Source organism: Flavobacterium suncheonense GH29-5 = DSM 17707 (genome assembly GCF_000430025.1).
Taxonomy (GTDB): domain Bacteria; phylum Bacteroidota; class Bacteroidia; order Flavobacteriales; family Flavobacteriaceae; genus Flavobacterium; species Flavobacterium suncheonense.
The window spans coordinates 219,817-239,233 of record NZ_KE387021.1 but is presented as its reverse complement, the minus strand read 5'-3'; the positions used below and the strand labels follow the sequence as shown (position 1 = coordinate 239,233).

The 19,417-nt window shown below is 39.5% G+C and carries 16 protein-coding genes; 6 read left to right on the top strand and 10 right to left on the bottom strand.

From position 1 onward, the window contains the following. Positions 1-2 precede the first annotated feature (2 nt). Entirely contained in the window at positions 3-1,040 is a 1,038-nt protein-coding gene (locus tag G498_RS0113605) for an AMP-binding protein (protein WP_026981661.1), read from the top strand. 93 nt (positions 1,041-1,133) lie between these two features. Here G498_RS0113605 and G498_RS0113600 read toward each other — a convergent pair whose 3' ends face one another. The 4 genes from G498_RS0113600 to G498_RS0113585 form a co-directional block, all read right to left on the bottom strand. Continuing rightward, positions 1,134-1,556, bottom strand: coding sequence for a DoxX family protein (locus G498_RS0113600; RefSeq protein WP_026981660.1), 423 nt, complete (start codon positions 1,554-1,556; stop codon positions 1,134-1,136). Positions 1,557-1,651: 95 nt separating this feature from the next. Beyond that, positions 1,652-3,271: a M1 family metallopeptidase gene (locus tag G498_RS15195; RefSeq protein WP_035744103.1), complete on the bottom strand. Its 1,620-nt coding sequence runs from the start codon at positions 3,269-3,271 to the stop codon at positions 1,652-1,654. A gap of 132 nt (positions 3,272-3,403) precedes the next feature. Further along, positions 3,404-4,582, bottom strand: coding sequence for a carboxypeptidase-like regulatory domain-containing protein (locus tag G498_RS0113590; protein ID WP_035744105.1), 1,179 nt, complete (start codon positions 4,580-4,582; stop codon positions 3,404-3,406). A 193-nt stretch (positions 4,583-4,775) separates the two neighbouring features. Continuing rightward, the gene (locus tag G498_RS0113585) at positions 4,776-6,419 is read right to left on the bottom strand and encodes an acyl-CoA carboxylase subunit beta (RefSeq protein ID WP_026981658.1); all 1,644 of its coding nucleotides are present in this window, start codon (positions 6,417-6,419) and stop codon (positions 4,776-4,778) included. Between the two features lie 180 nt (positions 6,420-6,599). Here G498_RS0113585 and G498_RS0113580 point away from each other — a divergent pair, with 180 nt between their 5' ends. Further along, a complete protein-coding gene (locus G498_RS0113580; RefSeq protein WP_026981657.1) occupies positions 6,600-7,244 on the top strand; it encodes a DUF47 domain-containing protein in 645 nt (214 codons plus the stop codon). Positions 7,245-7,271: 27 nt separating this feature from the next. Then, positions 7,272-8,351 (top strand): inorganic phosphate transporter, encoded by a 1,080-nt coding sequence (locus G498_RS0113575; RefSeq protein ID WP_026981656.1) that lies wholly within the window; start codon positions 7,272-7,274, stop codon positions 8,349-8,351. Between the two features lie 51 nt (positions 8,352-8,402). Here G498_RS0113575 and G498_RS0113570 read toward each other — a convergent pair whose 3' ends face one another. Both G498_RS0113570 and prfB read right to left on the bottom strand, forming a co-directional pair. Continuing rightward, the gene (locus tag G498_RS0113570; protein WP_131387674.1) at positions 8,403-9,632 is read right to left on the bottom strand and encodes a porin family protein; all 1,230 of its coding nucleotides are present in this window, start codon (positions 9,630-9,632) and stop codon (positions 8,403-8,405) included. An 18-nt stretch (positions 9,633-9,650) separates the two neighbouring features. Next, a protein-coding gene (prfB, locus tag G498_RS0113565) for a peptide chain release factor 2 (protein ID WP_117616517.1) occupies positions 9,651-10,749 on the bottom strand; the annotation gives its coding sequence in 2 pieces (ribosomal slippage) (positions 9,651-10,685 and positions 10,687-10,749; 1,098 coding nt in all). A gap of 47 nt (positions 10,750-10,796) precedes the next feature. On the opposite strand from prfB, the gene G498_RS0113560 reads away from it, so the two are divergent. Next, complete coding sequence (locus G498_RS0113560; RefSeq protein WP_026981653.1) at positions 10,797-11,822, top strand: threonine aldolase family protein; 1,026 nt, start codon at positions 10,797-10,799, stop codon at positions 11,820-11,822. A 131-nt stretch (positions 11,823-11,953) separates the two neighbouring features. Here G498_RS0113560 and G498_RS0113555 read toward each other — a convergent pair whose 3' ends face one another. Both G498_RS0113555 and G498_RS0113550 read right to left on the bottom strand, forming a co-directional pair. Continuing rightward, the gene (locus G498_RS0113555) at positions 11,954-13,654 is read right to left on the bottom strand and encodes an RluA family pseudouridine synthase (protein ID WP_026981652.1); all 1,701 of its coding nucleotides are present in this window, start codon (positions 13,652-13,654) and stop codon (positions 11,954-11,956) included. 10 nt (positions 13,655-13,664) lie between these two features. Continuing rightward, positions 13,665-13,988 carry a YbaB/EbfC family nucleoid-associated protein gene (locus G498_RS0113550; protein WP_026981651.1) on the bottom strand — a complete coding sequence of 108 codons (324 nt, stop codon included), beginning with the start codon at positions 13,986-13,988 and terminating at the stop codon, positions 13,665-13,667. A gap of 145 nt (positions 13,989-14,133) precedes the next feature. Between G498_RS0113550 and G498_RS0113545 the strand changes: the two genes are divergently transcribed. Both G498_RS0113545 and G498_RS0113540 read left to right on the top strand, forming a co-directional pair. After that, positions 14,134-16,194, top strand: a complete 2,061-nt coding sequence (locus G498_RS0113545; protein WP_026981650.1) for a S9 family peptidase — start codon at positions 14,134-14,136, stop codon at positions 16,192-16,194. Positions 16,195-16,275: 81 nt separating this feature from the next. Beyond that, complete coding sequence (locus tag G498_RS0113540; protein ID WP_026981649.1) at positions 16,276-17,316, top strand: PLP-dependent cysteine synthase family protein; 1,041 nt, start codon at positions 16,276-16,278, stop codon at positions 17,314-17,316. A gap of 127 nt (positions 17,317-17,443) precedes the next feature. On the opposite strand, the gene G498_RS0113535 is transcribed toward G498_RS0113540, so the two are convergent. Next, positions 17,444-18,154, bottom strand: coding sequence for a YebC/PmpR family DNA-binding transcriptional regulator (locus G498_RS0113535; protein ID WP_026981648.1), 711 nt, complete (start codon positions 18,152-18,154; stop codon positions 17,444-17,446). A 142-nt stretch (positions 18,155-18,296) separates the two neighbouring features. Next, the gene (gene gcvT, locus G498_RS0113530) at positions 18,297-19,379 is read right to left on the bottom strand and encodes a glycine cleavage system aminomethyltransferase GcvT (RefSeq protein WP_026981647.1); all 1,083 of its coding nucleotides are present in this window, start codon (positions 19,377-19,379) and stop codon (positions 18,297-18,299) included. Positions 19,380-19,417: the final 38 nt, after the last annotated feature.

Here is a 19,417-nt window from a genome sequence, read left to right as displayed (position 1 = left end):
TCATGAAAAAGTTATGCGATACGGTTCATGCATCGTTTACATTAAATTCGGTTGCTTACGATAAAGAGGCTTTGTGTTTGTTGGCACAATCGTTTTTAAATTCAGCGGAAGAATACAAAAAACAATTCGGGCGTTTTGTTCTGGAATGGTTTGATGCTAACGATTTTATAACTTTAACAACATCCGGCACCACAGGAAAACCCAAAGAAATTCACCTGAAAAAAGAAGCGATGGTCAATTCCGCATTCGCTACGGCTGAGTTTTTCAATTTAGAAGAAGGTTGTAAAGCGTTGCATTGTCTTCCCACACAATATATTGCCGGAAAAATGATGTTGGTTCGCGCCATTGTCTGTGGCTGGCAACTCGACTTGGTTAAGCCGGATGCTCATCCGCTTGACGGAAATGATGCAGCATATGATTTTGCCGCAATGGTACCACTTCAGGTTGAAAATTCCATTGCTGAGTTGTATCGTGTAAAAAAGACAATCATTGGTGGTGCCAAATTAAATCCGATGCTGGCAGGAAAGTTAAAAACTCTACCCGTTTCGGTATATGAAACTTACGGAATGACGGAAACCATAACGCATATCGCCGCGAAGAAAGTTCAGGAACAGGCTTTTTCGGTTTTACCGGGAATCACCATTGGTACCGATGAAAGAAATTGTCTGGTTATTGAAGCACCAAGAGTTTCAGATGAAAAAATCGTTACGAATGATGTGGTGGAAATTGTAAACAGCAATCAGTTTAAATGGCTGGGAAGGTACGACAACGTGATTAACAGCGGCGGTGTGAAACTGTTTCCCGAGAAAATAGAGGAGAAGCTGTCCGGGAAAATTCCATATCGTTTTTTTGTGATCGGAAAACCCGATGCAAGGCTTGGCGAAAAACTTCTGCTGGTGATAGAAGCAGAACCATATGACATTCAAACTTTGGTTTTTGATGTTTTGGACAAATTTGAAAAACCAAAAGAAATTTTGTTTGTGCCGAAATTCAGAGAAACGGAAACCGGAAAGATTAAAAGGCTTGAAACCATTCAATAAAAAACCACAAAGTCGCTTTTACAGTTCACATCGCCCCAATGACGAAGGTTTGCAATCTTTGTGGTTAGAGAATATTAAAAAAAGTTGTTTTCTTTATTGCTGCATTTTAAAATAGTAATCTGCAGAGTGTTTACCGCTTCCGTAGAAAAGAAAAAACACACAAACAATAAGTGTCAGGGAAGCCAAAATGAAATTCTGAGTATTAAAACTTCCCATAAAATTTACTGCTACTGCACCTATGAGTATCGGTAATTGTGCCACAATAGACCATCTGGTGAGTAACCCAAAAGCAATCATTAGTCCGCCCATCATATGCGCAGCAGCAATATAATGTATGATTAGCATTTCTCCACCTAAATTTCCGGCCTGACTCATAATTTCATGCAGGTACTGTCGGTTGGTAATAAATGAAATCCCTTTTACGATTAAAAAAACGCCTAATGCTATCCTTAAAATATCCAAAGGATAACTGGTGTGTGCGTTAGCCCATTTGTTTAAATTTTTTACAGTGTCCATAGCATAGTCGATTTGATATATGCTAAGATACTGAAGAACAATAAACTAAGGTAGTTTTTTCGTTGAAGCGATTTAGAATATCGACCAAATGAAAATTAATGCAATTTTGAGGTTTTAAAGTACATTTTTTTCGTGTTAAAATCGATTTTATCTGCAGTGGTTTTCACCGGAAGTTTCTGCCAGTTGTTCGTTACGTTGATGCGCGAAATTTTACCGTTAGCAGTATATTCCACTGGCATGGCGAAGTTTTTTACATCGGTTTTCCAGCGAACTTCCACATTTTTCTTGTGTTGACGGTACTCCAGAACCGGGACATTCTTATAACGAAGATATTGATCAAAAACAGGCGTAAGGTTCAGACCGGATTCTTTATTGAAGAAATCCACTACGGTTTGGGTTTCGATAATCTTATGACGATATGTTTCCGAATATTTTAAAATCAACGCCCACCATTTTGCATCGTCATTGATTATGTGTCGTATGGTATTCAGCATTAGGGAACCCTTATCGTACATATCGCCGGAGCCTTCGTGATTAACGCCATAATGACCTATTATTGGTTTGTCATTCGACACATTCATTTTCTGACCGTTGACGTATTGGATGGCTTTATCATAGCCTAAAGTACATTCCACAAAAACCGCTTCGGAGTAAGTGGTAAAACTTTCGTGAATCCACATATCGGCAATGTCTTTGGACGTTACGCTGTTGCCGAACCATTCGTGCCCGGTTTCATGAATCGTGATGTAGTCGAATGTTAAGCCGATTCCGGTATAACTTCTGTCCATGCCTAAATAGCCTTTAAGGTATTTGTTTCCGTAAGCCACGGCACTTTGGTGTTCCATACCCAAATAAGGCGTTTCCACCAATTTATAACCGTCTTCTTTAAAGGGATAGGTTCCGAATTTCGACTGGAAGCAGTCCATCATCGGTTTTACTTCTTCGAAATGTTTGCGGGCTTTGGCTTCGTTGGCTCTCAAAACGTAATAATCCAGATCCAAACCTTTGTGGTTGTCGTGAATGTGAACATAATCGGCAATATTAACCGTGATATCGTAGGTGTTGATGGGGCTTTTAACTTCCCAATCCCAACGGGTGTATCCGTTTTTTAAATCTTCACTGCCCAAAAAGCGTCCGTTGGAAACATTCATTAAACCATTAGGAACGGCTACTTTTACAGATGCTCCAAAATCAGGTTCATCGCTTTGAGTGTCTTTTACCGGATACCATAAACTTGCGCCGGTTCCCTGTACGGCCACACCAATCCAAGGCTTATTCTGGGTATCTTCTGCGAAAACGAAACCACCGTCCCAGGGTGCATTTTTGGCAATTATGGGTTTTCCGGAATAATAAAAACGGATTTTGCCTTCTTCGCCGGTTTGCATCATTAAAGGGAAATCGATGAAAACAGCGTGATGCTCTCTTTTGTATTGCAACTGTTTTTTGTTGAAAACAATACTGTCCACCTTCATGTTATCGAACAAATCGATTTGAATTCTTTGAGTCGGAACTGCAATTTTAAAAGCAATATCGTTATAACCCACAATAGATTTCTCATCGGGACTAATTTTGATGTTCAGATCGTAGCGCTGTACATCAAAACTGGTGCGCTCAGGACGTAATCCGCCTTGCAGGGAATCTTTACGCGTAAATTGCTGTGCCAAAACGGATTGAATACCAACAAAGAGTAGAACTGAATACAGTACGTTTTTCATAAGCTGCTGAATAAAAAAAAATCTGCTATATAAAGATATGTAGCAGATTTTAAGTTTTTGTTACTTAATTGATAAGTAAACTTCTGTAGATATTGTCCGATTGTTTTTCCGGGATTAATTCAACACCCAATCTTACAGATTCAATATTACATATTCTAAGATTAATGAAGCATTGCCGATATTGCCGGAAGCATGGTTATGGAAAGTTGTAAAATAAATTGTTCCGTTGTTGCTTATGCCGTTACATGATCCAAGATTGTCGCCATGGGCCAGATGGGCGTTTAAGGCACTTTCATTTATAGTGATAGTGATCGGATTTTCGTTGTTTCCTGGCGGAAGATGACAAATAGTTACCCAACCATTGTTCGCTGCATTACCTATTTGAACATGTGGTGCATCCTGATTATTGTAATTTTGGGTTTTTAGCATTAAGGCTTCATTGTTTGCCGGGTTTTTTACCAATACATCCCAAAAAGCAGTATCATAATTGACAATTCTTTGCCAGGCTCCTAAATCGTATTCAATATTCAGGCTGTTAAAACCCATTGCCGCTGCTAAAGCAGGATTGCTTATTTCGGCACCTGGAATAGTAGAACTGGAGCCGCTGTTTACAGAGCATAGTTTACTGTCCTCAATAAATCCTCCGGCAAGTCCGCAAGATGGTGAATTTCTTTGACCTCCTGTCAGATAGGCTACATCCCAATCCGATACATATAAACTACCACCATTTGAAACGAAGGTTGCCAGATTTGCATCAATAGCAGCTTCCAGGCCTGTGGCTGATGAGGGTCTTGATCCGCAATTCAGGAAAATAATGTCATATTGTGAAATGACTGATATATCCGATAAATTATCGAACGTAATCATGTCTGCATTGTAGCCGAGATTTGTAACAATCTCTTGTATGTTATCATAAGCTCCTGCAACATATGCGATATTAGCCACTTGATTAAGTTTCGCAGCAGAAGCGTCCAGATTTACGGTTTGGTTGTTTGGGATGTTTACAACAAGCTCGGTTCTGAAATTTGAACCGTCACCGGTCTGAATGTGAAGTGTTCGTTCCCCTGAAGGTGCATTAAGATTAAAATTTCCGTTTGCATCGGAATAAGTGTAATGAATTTGGTGATTTTCATCCAAAACAAAAACAAGAGCGCCACCAATAGGTTTACTTCCGTTAGACGCGATTACTTTACCTTGAACGTTACCGGTTGGTGTTGGTACGGTATATGATTCCTCTGTAGAATCATCCTTACAGCCGATAAAACTGAATACAAATAATGATAAAATAAGAAGGGTAATTTTTCTTTTCATACTTTTTTTTTCTTAAAAATATATAATTATTCTGATAATCAGTAGGTTGTTTTTAAGAAATGTTAAAATATGTTACATTTTTGTGAATAAATTTGTAATTATATTGTTTTTCAACAAATTAGTTTAGAAAAGATTATTTTATAAAAAAAGGTTAATTCTTTAAGAACTAACCTTTAGTAAATTGATGTTTTTTTCAGACCTGAATCACGCCCAAATTAAAAGGCTTTTCAATAGGAGCGTGGTTGGCTGCTTCAATTCCCATGGAAATCCATTTTCTTGTGTCTAACGGATCGATGATGGCATCGGTCCATAACCGTGATGCAGCATAATAAGGCGAAACCTGTTCGTCGTAACGCGATTTGATTTTATTGAACAATTCTTCCTCTTTTTCCGGAGTAATTTCTTCCCCGCGGGCTTTCATGGCGGATTCTTCAATCTGTAGTAATACTTTTGCCGCCTGAGCACCGCCCATTACGGCCAATTCTGCGGAAGGCCAGGCAAAGATTAAGCGCGGATCATAAGCTTTACCGCACATCGCATAATTTCCGGCACCGTATGAGTTTCCAACCACTACCGTAAATTTCGGAACGACAGAATTGGCAACCGCATTGACCATTTTCGCCCCATCTTTGATAATTCCGCCGTGTTCGGATTTGGAACCTACCATAAATCCGGTAACGTCGTGTACGAATACCAAAGGAATTTTCTTCTGATTGCAATTTGCGATGAAACGGGTGGCTTTATCGGCTGAATCGGAATAAATTACACCGCCGAACTGCATTTCACTCGGTTTGGTTTTAGCGCCGGTCGTTTTAACGATTTTTCGCTGATTGGCTACAATACCAACGGCCCAACCGTCAATTCTGGCATAGGCTGTGATGATGGATTGCCCGTAACCGGCTTTGTATTCATCCACTTCAGAATTATCCACCAAACGTTTGATGATTTCCATCATGTCATATTGTTCGGCTCTTGATTTTGGTAAGATGCCGAAGATTTCGTTTTCGTCCAAAGCAGGTTTTTCAGCTTTGATGCGGTTGAAACCGGCTTTTTCGTAATCACCGATTTTGCCTACGATGCTTCGGATTCGGTCTAAAGCGTCTTTATCGTCTTTGGCTTTATAATCGGTAACACCTGAAATTTCGCAATGTGTTGTGGCGCCGCCAAGTGTTTCATTGTCAATGGTTTCACCAATGGCGGCTTTTACTAAATAACTTCCGGCAAGGAAAATACTTCCGGTTTTATCTACAATAAGCGCTTCATCACTCATAATCGGTAAATAAGCACCACCGGCAACACAGCTTCCCATAACAGCAGCAATTTGAGTGATTCCCATGCTGCTCATGATGGCGTTGTTGCGGAAAATACGGCCGAAATGTTCTTTATCCGGGAAAATTTCGTCCTGCATCGGAAGGTAAACTCCGGCGGAATCCACCAGATAAATGATTGGTAATCGGTTTTCCATGGCGATTTCCTGCGCGCGAAGGTTCTTTTTCGCCGTAATCGGAAACCAGGCTCCGGCTTTAACCGTAGCGTCGTTTGCCACAACCACACATTGTTTCCCGTTGATGTAACCGATTTTCACCACTACACCACCGGACGGACAACCACCGTGCTCCTTATACATGCCGTCGCCAACGAATGCCCCGATTTCGATGTTTTTTGAACCTTTGTCCAATAAATAATCGATTCGCTCCCGTGCGGTCATTTTTCCTTCGGAATGTAGTTTGGCAATTCGTTTTTCGCCACCGCCTAATTTTACTTTGGCAAGACGTTGTTTTAAATCGGAAAGTAAAAGTTTGTTGTGATCTTCGTTTTTGTTGAAGTTAATGTCCATTATGTAGTTGTTTTTTACTGTAAAACTGTAATTTTGGTTGGCTAAAATACAAAACCTTTTTGTTCTTTGAAACAAGTTCATGAGGTTTTCCAGGCGGCGTTTGATAAAAATGAATTGTCGTTAACTTAACATTAACTTAACATTGCGCTGTTACTTTTGCAGCAACAAATTAACACACTTATGTCATTAAACAGTATTTTCCAATTTTTGGTTCCGAAAGACAAGAAGTTCTTTCCCTTATTCGAACAGGCTGCTTCAAATTTAACGTTATTGGCAGAAACCTTGCATGAAGCAGTAAATGCTCCAAAAAACGAAAGAGAAGACTACTACAAAAAAATAGAAGAATTAGAGGCGAATATCGAGGAAATCACTCATAAGACACACCTTGAGTTAAGCCGAAATTTCATTACACCATTCGACCGCGAAGATATTCACGCGTTAATCAAAGCTATGGACGATGTGGCGGATTATATGCACGGTGGTGCCAGCAGAATGCGTTTGTATCAGGTGGAGAAAATTACAAAATCCATCCGTAAATTAACGGAAATCAATTTAGAGGCCTGTCAGTTAATTTCGAGAGCTATTCAGGATTTGAAAGACATGAAGAATCTTAAATCGATTGCCGACGCCTGTAAACGTATCAATAAATTAGAAAGCAAAGCCGATAACGTATTCGATAAAGCCGTTGCGGATATCTTCGAAAATGAAACGGATGCGAAGAATATCATCAAATATAAAGAAGTATTATCGTCCTTGGAAACAGCTTCAGACAAATGTAAAGGCGTAGCGAATGTTTTAGAGTCGATTATAGTTAAACATTCTTAATCATCTTTTCATTCTGAAAGTAATCTTATGGATTTTACAATACTAATTATAATCATTGCGTTAGCCTTACTTTTTGACTATATCAATGGTTTTCACGATGCGGCCAACTCTATTGCTACCATTGTGGCTACAAAGGTGTTAACACCGTTTCAGGCCGTGCTTTGGGCAGCAGCGTTTAACTTCGCCGCTTATTTTATTTCCAGATACTGGATTGGTGAGTTTAAAATTGGTAATACGATTGCAAAATCAGTCGATGAAAGTTTTATCACTCTGGAAGTAATTCTCGCCGGATTAATTGCAGCCATCATCTGGAATCTTGCTACCTGGAAGTTAGGGATTCCGTCGTCGTCTTCCCACACGTTATTAGGTGGATTTATGGGAGCAGCTTTGGCTAATGCAGGCGCTTTTTCTGCTGTAATTAACGGAGAAACGATTGATGTAATTAACTACTCAAAAGTAGTGCCTACATTTTTATTCATCTTTATGGCGCCTTTAGTCGGGATGGTTGTGGCGTATCTGATTACCATTCTGATTCTGAATATCTGCCGGAAAGCCAACCCGCATAAAGCAGACAAATGGTTTAAGAAACTGCAGTTGCTTTCTTCCGCCATGTTCAGTTTGGGACACGGAGGAAATGATGCCCAGAAAGTTATGGGTATTATCGGAGCCGCGGTAATCTGTTATCACATGAATATCGGAGATCCGGCGTATGCAAATTTAGAAAGTGCTGACCGTTTTGCACACTTCGTGGACGATTGGGCCTGGGTTCCTCTGGTATCGTTCGTATTCATCGGATTAGGAACTTTGAGCGGTGGTTGGAAAATCGTAAAAACCATGGGGTCTAAAATCACCAAAGTAACCCCGCTTGAAGGAGTAGCGGCAGAAACTGCAGGAGCAGTAACCTTATATTTAACCGAACATTTAGGAGTTCCGGTTTCTACCACGCACACCATTACCGGTTCGATTATCGGGGTTGGAGTAACAAAACGTGTTTCGGCCGTGCGTTGGGGAGTTACCATCAGCCTTCTTTGGGCCTGGATTTTAACGATTCCGGTTTCGGCTGTATTAGCGGGAATAGTATATTATTTACTGAAATTATTTGTGTAGCTATTTCCATAAATAAAAAATCCCGATGTTTTGCATCGGGATTTTTTATTTCTAAAACACCTCATATCTCAAAATGAATGAAATATTATTAAAGTCAATAGATGCATCATTTGAATTAGAAAGGTTCGTTGGAGTAATATATCTTGCTTCAAGAGAAAATTTATCATAATTATATCCAATACCTCCGGCAAAAGCAAAAGTGGTCTGTCCAAAAATATTGTATTCGTGATTACTATAGTTAACATACGACTTTTTGCCAATTACTCGTAAATTTCCCAATGCATTTAAGAATATACGAGACTTTGAATCAATGAAGAAATAATGGCGGATACCAAAAGGGATTTGTAAATATTTCAGATCAAGTTTTGATTGCGATGTCGTAAAAATTGATTTTGAAGAATTTGAAGTTTCTTTAAAAACATTATAAGAAGGCTCTATTATTACAGACCACTTATTGTTGTTGTAAGGTAAGATTATTTCAGATTCAAAGCCAATTCCAAAATTTGAGCCTTTAAATACAATAGGGTCTTCTGCGAAATAGTCATGAACTTCCATGTTACTAATGTTATATGCTGCAGAAACTTTGAAGTTAAAATTAGCTTTGCCTTTATTTTCGCTTTTTATTTCATCACTTACATTTCCATCGCAATTGTTCACCTGATTAAAATACTTGATAAGACTGGGTTCGTTATAATCAAGTGAGTTTAGTTCTTTTTGACTAGTAGTCTCGCACTTCACGTCATACCACAACTGTCTTTTATATTGTTCGTTTGATAAAATGGAAGTTCTGTTAATTTCAGGGTTGTTTCTTACTTCCTCCTCACTTGGCATATATTTAATATAAATAAGCTGCTTTATTTTGGAGTTTTCAGTAGAATAGAAAAATTTTTCAATTCCATTTTCTTCATATTTGTAAAGATTATTGCTTCCGCTAGCAAGTTGTTTCAAAAACAATGTTTGTTTTACGAAATCAGGTTCTTTTTTAGTTCCGATATGAGCGGTTTTTAAACTGGATTTTTCAATATCAACTTCTGCTCTTAAATAACGTAAGTTGTTGTTGATGTTGAATTCTTTTGCAAAATCAATATTGATGATTTCAACTTCAGAATCTTCAGAAGTTTTAAATTCAAAAGAAGTTGGATTGTTCTTCCAATCATAATTTTTAATTAAGCCTGAAATTTTTTCACCATCGTTATTCACATAATAAGCATTTTCAAACTTTATTTGTGAAAAAGCAGCTAGTGAAAAAAGCATTAAAAAGCAAAATAGGTTTTTCTTCATTGTATTTAAATTTAATTATTATTCGTCTTCTTTCTGTCCCATCATCATCAGATAGGCTTTTAAAAATTCATCAAGATTTCCGTTCATTACGCCGTCTACGTCGCTGGTTTCGTAACCGGTTCGGACATCTTTAATCAGTTTATAAGGATGCATCACATAGTTACGGATTTGCGATCCCCATTCGATTTTCATTTTTCCGGCTTCGATATCGGCACGTTGTTCCATTCGTTTCTTCAGTTCGATTTCGTATAATTGGGAACGAAGCATTTGCATGGCTCTGGTTCGGTTGTCCTGTTGCGAACGTGTTTCGGAACACTGAATCTGAATTCCGGTCGGTTTGTGAAATAACTGCACTTTGGTTTCCACCTTATTCACGTTCTGACCACCGGCACCGCTGGAACGGGAAGTTGTGATTTCAATATCGGCGGGATTAATTTCGATTTCAATCGTATCATCCACCAAAGGATACACGTACACTGAAGCAAACGAAGTATGTCGTTTTGCATTACTGTCAAACGGAGAAATGCGCACCAATCGATGTACACCGTTTTCCCCTTTTAAATATCCGAAAGCGTAATCGCCTTCAAATTCTAAAGTAACGGTTTTGATTCCGGCCACATCGCCTTCCTGAAAGTTCAGTTCTTTGATTTTGTAGCCTTGTTTTTCTCCCCACATCAGGTACATACGCATCAGCATCGAAGCCCAGTCGCAGCTTTCGGTTCCTCCGGCTCCGGCGGTAATCTGCAATACAGCGCTCATGCTGTCACCTTCGTCGGAAAGCATGTTTTTGAATTCCAGATTTTCGATGTGTAAAACAGTATCTCGGTACTGATTGTCGAGTTCTTCTTCGGTCGCGTCGCCCTCTTTGAAAAAGTCGTAAAGAATCTGAAGTTCTTCTGCCATCGTGTTGGCTTTTTCATAATCTTCCACCCATTTTTTCTTGGATCGAAGGTTTCTGACAATAATTTCGGCTTCTTTGGCGTTGTTCCAAAAGTCGGGAGCAAAGGTTTTTTCTTCCTCGTTGGTTATTTCGATAAGCTTCTTATCGATGTCAAAGATACCTCCTTAACGCACCAAGGCGCTCAATAATATCCTTAATCTGTTCGGTATTTATCATAAAAAGTATAATTTTATAGCCCAAAAATAGACATTCCTTTTTAATGTATGGAAATAAATTTAGTTAGCGATACGGTTACCAAGCCAACTCCGGAAATGTTGCAGCATATGTTTCGTGCCAAAGTTGGGGATGATGTATACCGACAAGACCCAACTGCTGTGGAACTGGAGGAAACCGTGGCTGATTTATTCGGAAAGGAAGCGGCTCTGTTTTTTCCTTCGGGAACTATGGCCAATCAAACAGCAATTAAGTTGCATACGCAGCCTGGTGATCAATTAATTTGTGATAAATGGTCTCATGTTTATTTGTATGAAGCGGGTGGCGCCTCATTCAACAGTGGCGTTTCGTGTTCGCTTGTTGATGGAAACAGAGGAATGATTACCTCGATGCAAGTGGAAGAACATCTAACCGATCCGGAATTTTATCACAACCCGAAAACGTCTTTGGTTTGTATCGAAAACACGACCAACAAAGGAGGAGGCGCTTGTTACGATATCGAAGAATTAAAACGAATCAAACAGGTTTGTACCGATAATAACCTGAAATACCATTTGGACGGTGCGCGTTTGTGGAATGCTTTAGTAGCCAAACGTCAGCATCCGAAGCAATATGGTGAATTGTTTGATACAATTTCGGTTTGTCTTTCCAAAGGAATGGGTGCTCCGGTAGGTTCTTTGTTGTTGGGCGATAAAGAAACGATTCACCGGGCTTTAAGAATCCGCAAAGTTTTAGGCGGAGGCATGCGTCAGATTGGTTATTTGGCTGCGGCCGGATTATATGCTTTGCAGCACAATGTGGGTCGATTGGAAGAAGACCACCGCAGGGCCAAAGAATTAGGTACTTTGTTGCAGCAAATGTACTGGGTGGATAAAGTGGAACCGGTGGAAACCAATATCCTGATTTTTTCCGTAAAACCGCAATTCGACGAGAATCTTTTAATGGAAAAACTGAAACAGAAAAATATCTACATCAGTTCGATGGGAAGAGGAAAACTGCGTATTGTTACACATCTGGATTACAAACAGGTAATGCACGATTACGTGATGGAAGCGTTACAGAAAATAGAGCTTTAAGTTTTTAAACCGCAGATTCACAGATTTTTATCAAAAAAATATAGAGGTTTTAAAATTATATTTTCTAATACTGTGAAAAGTATAACCGCAAAATTACAGAATAATACTCTGCGAATTTACGGTATTATTTTTTAAAATTCCGCTGCAACTTCAAAAGTCACGACTTCTCTCGTAATCGGGTGTCTGAATTCAATCCATTCGGCATGAAGGTGAAGACGGTCTGCTTTGGTTCCGTACAAATCATCCCCAAAAATCGGGCAATTCAGCCCTAACGAATGCGAAGCATGAACGCGTAGTTGATGCGTACGTCCTGTAATCGGCCAGAAATGAATTTTGGTTTTATTGTCATTTTGTGAAACGACTTTCCATTTTGTTTTTGCAGGTTTTCCGTATTCATAACACACTAATTGGCGCGGACGGTCTTCTAAATCCACGCGTAACGGCAAATCAATTTCACCTTCATTTGCAGAAACTAATCCGTTAAGCAAAGCGGTATAACGTTTTTTTACCGTGCGTTTTATGAATTGACTCTGAAGCGATTTATGAATGCCTTTGTCTTTGGCAATCAGCATGAGTCCGGAGGTTGACATGTCTAACCGGTGTACAATTAACGGCCCGGTGGCGTTGGGATATTTCAGTCGCATCCGCTCATACACCGAATCCTGAATCGTGATGCCGGGAACGGATAAAAACTCGGCCGGTTTGTTGACAATGGCGATGTAATCGTCTTCGTAAATGGTTTCAAGCGTCACGCCATCTGCCGGATTTACAAGCATCGGATTGTCATCCACTTTCAAACCTTCCAGCATATGTCCTAAAATAGGTTCGCATTTACCGCGACAGGCAGGGTAGAAGTGCTTGTGTTTTCGAATTTCGGATTTCGGTGATTGCCCCCACCAGAATTCGGCCATGCAAATCGGTTCTAACTGATGCTGATAGGCATAATGCAATAATTTCGGAGCGGCACATTCTCCAGCAGCAGCCGGTGGTTTTCCCTGAACGGTATTTTTGAAAATGTCAAAAAGGCTTTTCGTTTCACCCTTTGCGTTTAAAAAACTGTATTGTTCGAAAAGCTGCTGCTGTAAAGCATTGGATTTGTTTTTGCGTTCTTCTTTCAGAAAAGTGATCCGGTTTCGGAACACATTTACTTTCTGCTGAATTTCCTCCAGACGGGCTTCTCCCTGACGGATAAAATCTTTGAGAAAATAGGCCTGTTTTAAACTTTCTTTCCGAAGTTCTTCCAGTAAAATTTCTAAATCGGATGTGCTGATTCCTTCTGCTACTGCTTTTTCGCGTTGGGCTTTTCGTTCTTTTTTAGAAGCTTTGATACGTTTTTTGTAATCATCTGATTCCGCATCAAATTTTGTTGTTTCAGTTTTTAAAAACTCCTCCAGCGAAAGAAATTCCGGATTATTTTCCAGTGCTTCAATTTCCGCATTGATTTGATTGAGAACGGCTTCTTCCTTTTTGAAAAAACCTTCTTCCGTCAGCATATCAAAAACCGGTGGAACAAATAAAGAATGATGATTCTCACCAGCCAATTTTCCCGAAAAAGCCGCTAAATACCCAATTTCATTTTGCGGATTGCGAACTACAAGAACTCCGAACATTTTTCCGATAACCAAGCCTTCCTGATTTGCTTCCAAACCAAAATTATGTTCCCATTCGGTTTGATTTTCAAGATGTTCCTGTAATTCTTCGGAGGCTAATATCGCCAGCGGATGCGGTTCATAGTAAAACGGAAAAGTGAATCGCTCCGGCAGCGGCAGAGTGTCTGTTGCTCCTTTAAAAGGGATGAAGCAAGCGGATTCGGCATTTTGGGAGTGATTCATTTTCAGTGAATTATTTAAACATATCCAAGCCGGGAATATTTGGCATGCCTTCTTTGGCTACGGCTCCTAATTCGGCTTCATTTACGTTGCTTGCTTTCTCGATGGCTTTGTTCATAACTAAAACCAAATAGTCTTCCAGTTGTTCTTTATCTTCCAGCAAACTGTCGTCGATAAGGATGGATTTAATCTTTCTGTTGGCGGTCATCGTTACTTTTAAAAGCCCGTCGTTGCTCTGTTCGTCGATTAATACCGTATCTAATCTTTTTTTGGTGTCTTCAATTTTCTGCTGGGTTTCTTTCAGCTTACCCATCATGCCCATGATATCTCCAAACATGTTGATAAAATTTAAAATTACTGAAACGCAAAATTAGTAAATTGCTGAGAGATAGCGGCAGTATTATAAAATGAAAAAACAATTTCTTTTAAGTTGCGTTTGCCTTATTTTTGCAGGCTCGAATGCACAAAACAAAACACCAAAAATGACAAAGACAATTGCTCCGCCTGTAGCGGCTGTAAAACCCAAAAAGCTTGAAAAACACGGTCATGTCCGAACCGATAATTACTATTGGTTAAACGAAAGAGAAAACCCGGAAGTAATTGACTATCTGAACAAAGAAAACGAGTACTACAATGCCATGACGGCGCATACCAAACAATTTCAGGCTGATTTGTTTGAGGAAATGAAGTCGAGAATCAAGGAAGATGACAGTTCGGTTCCTTATCTGTACAACGGTTACTACTATATTACCCGTTACGAGAAAGGAAAAGATTACCCGATTTATGCCCGAAAAAAAAGGAGTCTGGAGGCTAAAGAGGAAATCATGTTCGACTGCAACGAAATGGCAAAAGGACATGCTTATTTTCAGTTAGGCGGTTTAAATGTAAGTGAAGACAATAAATGGTGTGCTTTTGGAGTGGATACGGTTTCCCGAAGAGAATACACCATTCAGATTAAAAACCTTGAAACCGGTGAAATCTTACCGGTGAAATTGGAAAAAACAACAGGTGGTTCCACTTGGGCTTCAGACAATAAAACCTTGTTTTACACGCGAAAAGACTTGGTAACGTTGCGTTCGGAGAAAATCTACAAACATAAATTAGGTACGGAAGCTAAAGAGGATGTTTTGGTTTACCATGAAAAAGACGACACGTTTTCCGTTTACATCTACAAAGAAAAATCCAAAAAATACTTGGTGATTGGCTCCAACAGTACCATGACTACGGAGTATCAGATTTTGGAAGCCAATAATCCTGACGGTCAGTTCCGCGTGTTTCAGAAGCGAACCAGAGGTTTGGAGTACAACATTTCACACTTCGGCGACAGTTTTTATGTGGTAACCAATAAAGACAAGGCGACCAATTTCAAAGTGATGAAAACGCCTGAAAAAGCCACTGCCAAAGAGAATTGGGTGGATTTGATTCCGCACCGGAAAGAAACGTTGGTGGAAGGTATCGAAATTTTCAAAGATTATCTGGTTGTGGAAGAGCGCAACAACGGTCTGAACAAAATCCGCATCATGCCTTGGAACGGAAAAGGAGAGTATTATCTGCCTTTCGAAATCGAAACGTACACGGCTTACACAACTACAAACGTAGATTTTGATACGGATATTCTGCGATACAGCTATCAGTCCATGGCTACACCGCCTTCGGTTATCGATTTTAATATGAAGACGAAGGAAAAAACCATCATGAAAGAGCAGGAGGTGCTTGGCGGTAAATTCGACAAAAATAATTATACCGAAGAACGTATTTGGGCAACGGCTCAGGACGGAACCAAAGTGCCGATTTCAATCGTTTATCGCAAAGGAATCAAAAAAGACGGAAACAATCCTTTCTTGCTATATGCTTACGGTTCCTACGGTTCTTCCATGGATCCTTATTTTTCTTCTATTCGTTTGAGTTTGCTGGACAGAGGCTTTGTTTACGGTATCGCTCATATACGCGGCGGCGAAGATTTAGGACGCGAATGGTACGAAAACGGGAAGCTGCTCAAAAAAATGAACACTTTTACCGATTTTATTGATTGTTCCAAATATGTAATTGACCAAAAATACACTTCACCGAAACATTTATATGCGGAAGGCGGTTCTGCCGGCGGTCTGTTAATGGGAGCCATCATCAATATGGCGCCGGAATTGTACAATGGCGTAATCGCTCAGGTTCCGTTTGTGGATGTGGTGACAACCATGTTAGACGATTCGATTCCGTTAACTACCGGAGAGTATGACGAATGGGGAAATCCGAACGAAAAAGAGTATTACGAGTATATGTTGTCCTATTCGCCATACGATAACGTAAAAAAACAAAAATATCCTAACTTGTTAGTAACTACCGGATTGCATGATTCTCAGGTGCAGTATTGGGAACCGGCCAAGTGGGTGGCCAAATTGCGAACCATGAAAATCGGAGACAGTCAATTGTTTCTCGATACCAATATGGATACCGGGCATGGCGGGGCTTCCGGACGATTTGAAGCCATTAAGGAAGTAACAAAAGAATATACTTTTTTGTTAGATTTAGAAGGAATTAAAAGGTAGATAAAGAATTTTTTATACATTTGCAAGGTTGTGAATATGTCAAAAAATGTTTATATTCACATCTTGAGTAATTTATTTTTTATGAAAGAAGAAATAAAAGCCTATAATAACGTATTGGAATTAATAGGAAATACGCCCCTAATAAAACTGAATACGATAACCGAAGGACTAAAAGGTAATTTTTACGCTAAAGTAGAAGCTTTTAATCCGGGACATTCCACCAAAGACAGAATTGCTCTGTATATTATAGAGGAAGCTGAAAAAAGAGGAATTTTAAAACCAGGCGATACTATTATTGAAACCACTTCCGGTAACACGGGCTTCAGCTTAGCAATGGTAAGCATTATTAAAGGTTACGATTGTGTACTGGCTGTAAGTTCAAAATCATCCAAAGATAAGATTGATATGTTGAGAGCGATGGGCGCAAAGGTTTACGTTTGTCCGGCTCACGTTTCTGCAGACGATCCGCGTTCGTATTACAATGTTGCCAAACGTTTACACGAAGAAACCAAAGGTTCGGTTTACATCAACCAGTACTTTAATGATTTGAATGTGGATGCGCATTACAAAACAACAGGTCCTGAAATTTGGGAACAGACCAATGGTAAAATCACCCATTTTATCGCCTGCAGCGGAACAGGAGGAACGATTTCAGGAACGGCTCGTTTCTTAAAAGAGCAAAATCCGAACGTTCGGGTTTTAGGAGTAGATGCTTTTGGTTCGGTGCTGAAAAAATACCACGAAACGAGAGAATTTGACAACGATGAAATCTATCCGTACCGAATTGAGGGATTAGGAAAAAATTTAATTCCAACCGCTACAGACTTTGATGCTATTGATAAATTCACAAAAGTAACCGACGAAGAAAGCGCTCACACAGCTAGAGAAATTGCTAAAAAAGAAGGTTTATTCGTAGGATATACTTCAGGAGCAGCGATGCAGGCCATCAAACAATTTGCAGAAGAAGGAGAATTTGACGAAAACAGTAATGTAGTGGTTATCTTCCCGGATCACGGTTCCCGTTACATGAGTAAAGTATTCAGCGATGAATGGATGAACGAACAAGGATTCTTCGACAGTATCAATGCAGAAGAAGCTCAGAAGATTGAGTTCATAAAATAAATTATATGGTACCTAAACATAAAAAAATCTGCTTTTAAGCAGATTTTTTTATTTGTTAATTTAATCCAGTATAAAAAAAACTCCGAAATTAATTCGGAAGTTTTAAATCTTTATTTATTGGTATCAATTATTCCTGCATTGTGTGGAAAACGTTCATCACGTCATCGTCTTCCTCGATTTTTTCTAACAGTTTTTCAACGTCAGCAACTTGTTCCGGGGTTAATTCTTTGGTGATTTGCGGAATTCTTTCAAAACCGGAAGACAGGATTTCCAATCCTCTGTTTTCCAACTCTTTCTGAATGGCGCCAAAACTTTCAAATGGTGCATACATAACAATTCCGTCTTCATCGGCAAAAATTTCTTCCACACCGAAATCAATCATTTCCAATTCTAATTCTTCAACATCCTGACCTTCAGCCGGAATGCGGAAATTACAAGTGTGGTCGAACATAAATTCTACCGAACCCTGTGTCCCTAAAGTTCCGTTACATTTGTTGAAATAACTTCTGATGTTGGCTACGGTTCTGTTGTTGTTATCGGTAGCAGTTTCGATAAGAATCGCGATGCCGTGTGGTGCATAACCCTCAAACAAAACTTCTTTGAAGTTAGCCGTATCTTTATCGGTAGCTTTTTTGATGGCACGCTCAACGTTGTCTTTCGGCATGTTGGCCGCTTTCGCATTTTGGATAACCGCGCGTAAACGGGAGTTCGTTTCAGGATTTGGACCTCCTTCTTTAACTGCCATTACAATGTCTTTACCAATTTTCGTAAACGTTTTGGCCATTGCCGACCAACGTTTCATTTTACGTGCTTTTCTGAATTCAAACGCTCTTCCCATTTCTAAGAATCTTTTTAAGTTACTTAGTCACTGAGTTGCTAAGTGACGGAGTTTTTTATTAAATCGCCGCAAAATTAAATTTTTCCCTTGAATTTTGAAAAAAACTTAGCGACTTAGTTACTTAGCAACTCAGCAACTCTTTTTATTTTTTATAAAACGGTAATTTTACCACTTTAGCTTTCAAATCTTTATTTCTGATTCGGATGTAAATTTCAGAATCCGGTGTTGACAATGCCGTCGGAACATATCCCAAACCGATTGCTTTTCCTAAAGATGGCGATTGTGTTCCGGAAGTTACAATACCGATTACATTACCATTAGCATCCACGATTTCGTAGTCATGACGCGGAATACCTCTTTCCAGCAATTCAAAACCTACTAATTTACGATTTACGCCTTCTTCTTTTTGTTTTTTCAGATTCGCGGAATTGGTGAATTCTTTGTCGAATTTCGTAATCCATCCCAAACCGGCTTCTAACGGAGAAGTGGTGTCGTTGATGTCGTTTCCGTACAAGCAGAAGCCCATCTCTAAACGTAACGTATCACGGGCAGCCAATCCGATAGGTTTGATTCCGAATGATGCTCCGGCTTCAAAAACTTTGTTCCAGATTAATTCGGCATCTTCATTTTTGAAATAAATCTCAAATCCTCCGGAGCCGGTATAACCTGTAGCTGAAACGATTACATCTTTCACGCCGGCAAATTCACCAATTTGGAACGAATAATAAGGCATGTTGATTAAGTCGATTGAAGTTAAAGACTGCATGGCTTCCGCAGCTTTCGGTCCCTGAATCGCCAATAAAGAATAGTCATCAGAATTGTTAATCATTTCCACACCCAAATCATTGTGAGACGAAATCCAGTTCCAGTCTTTCTCTATGTTTGAAGCATTAACCACTAACATATAATGATTGTCGGCAACTTTGTAAACGATTAAATCGTCTACAATTCCGCCTTCGTTATTTGGTAAACAAGAATATTGTGCTTTTCCGTCCACCAATTTTGAAGCGTCATTAGAAGTTACTTTCTGGATTAAAGCCAAAGCATTTTCCCCTTTCAGAAAGAATTCGCCCATGTGGGAAACGTCAAAAACACCTACGCCGTTACGAACCGTTTCGTGCTCGATGTTAACTCCTTCATACTGAACAGGCATATTGAATCCTGCAAACGGAACCATTTTAGCTCCTAAACTTTCGTGAACGTGCGTTAATGCTGTATTTTTCATTTGATGTTGTTTGTTATTTTTCGGATGCTAATGTATCG

Excerpts from the sequence above, each read along its gene's own strand:
- G498_RS0113605 (WP_026981661.1), top strand. The coding sequence starts at position 3 with ATGAAAAAGTTATGCGATACGGTTCATGCATCGTTTACATTAAATTCG.
- G498_RS0113600 (WP_026981660.1), bottom strand. The coding sequence starts at position 1,556 with ATGGACACTGTAAAAAATTTAAACAAATGGGCTAACGCACACACCAGT.
- G498_RS15195 (WP_035744103.1), bottom strand. The coding sequence starts at position 3,271 with ATGAAAAACGTACTGTATTCAGTTCTACTCTTTGTTGGTATTCAATCC.
- G498_RS0113590 (WP_035744105.1), bottom strand. The coding sequence starts at position 4,582 with ATGAAAAGAAAAATTACCCTTCTTATTTTATCATTATTTGTATTCAGT.
- G498_RS0113585 (WP_026981658.1), bottom strand. The coding sequence starts at position 6,419 with ATGGACATTAACTTCAACAAAAACGAAGATCACAACAAACTTTTACTT.
- G498_RS0113580 (WP_026981657.1), top strand. The coding sequence starts at position 6,600 with ATGTCATTAAACAGTATTTTCCAATTTTTGGTTCCGAAAGACAAGAAG.
- G498_RS0113575 (WP_026981656.1), top strand. The coding sequence starts at position 7,272 with ATGGATTTTACAATACTAATTATAATCATTGCGTTAGCCTTACTTTTT.
- G498_RS0113570 (WP_131387674.1), bottom strand. The coding sequence starts at position 9,632 with ATGAAGAAAAACCTATTTTGCTTTTTAATGCTTTTTTCACTAGCTGCT.
- G498_RS0113560 (WP_026981653.1), top strand. The coding sequence starts at position 10,797 with ATGGAAATAAATTTAGTTAGCGATACGGTTACCAAGCCAACTCCGGAA.
- G498_RS0113555 (WP_026981652.1), bottom strand. The coding sequence starts at position 13,654 with ATGAATCACTCCCAAAATGCCGAATCCGCTTGCTTCATCCCTTTTAAA.
- G498_RS0113550 (WP_026981651.1), bottom strand. The coding sequence starts at position 13,988 with ATGTTTGGAGATATCATGGGCATGATGGGTAAGCTGAAAGAAACCCAG.
- G498_RS0113545 (WP_026981650.1), top strand. The coding sequence starts at position 14,134 with ATGACAAAGACAATTGCTCCGCCTGTAGCGGCTGTAAAACCCAAAAAG.
- G498_RS0113540 (WP_026981649.1), top strand. The coding sequence starts at position 16,276 with ATGAAAGAAGAAATAAAAGCCTATAATAACGTATTGGAATTAATAGGA.
- G498_RS0113535 (WP_026981648.1), bottom strand. The coding sequence starts at position 18,154 with ATGGGAAGAGCGTTTGAATTCAGAAAAGCACGTAAAATGAAACGTTGG.
- gcvT (WP_026981647.1), bottom strand. The coding sequence starts at position 19,379 with ATGAAAAATACAGCATTAACGCACGTTCACGAAAGTTTAGGAGCTAAA.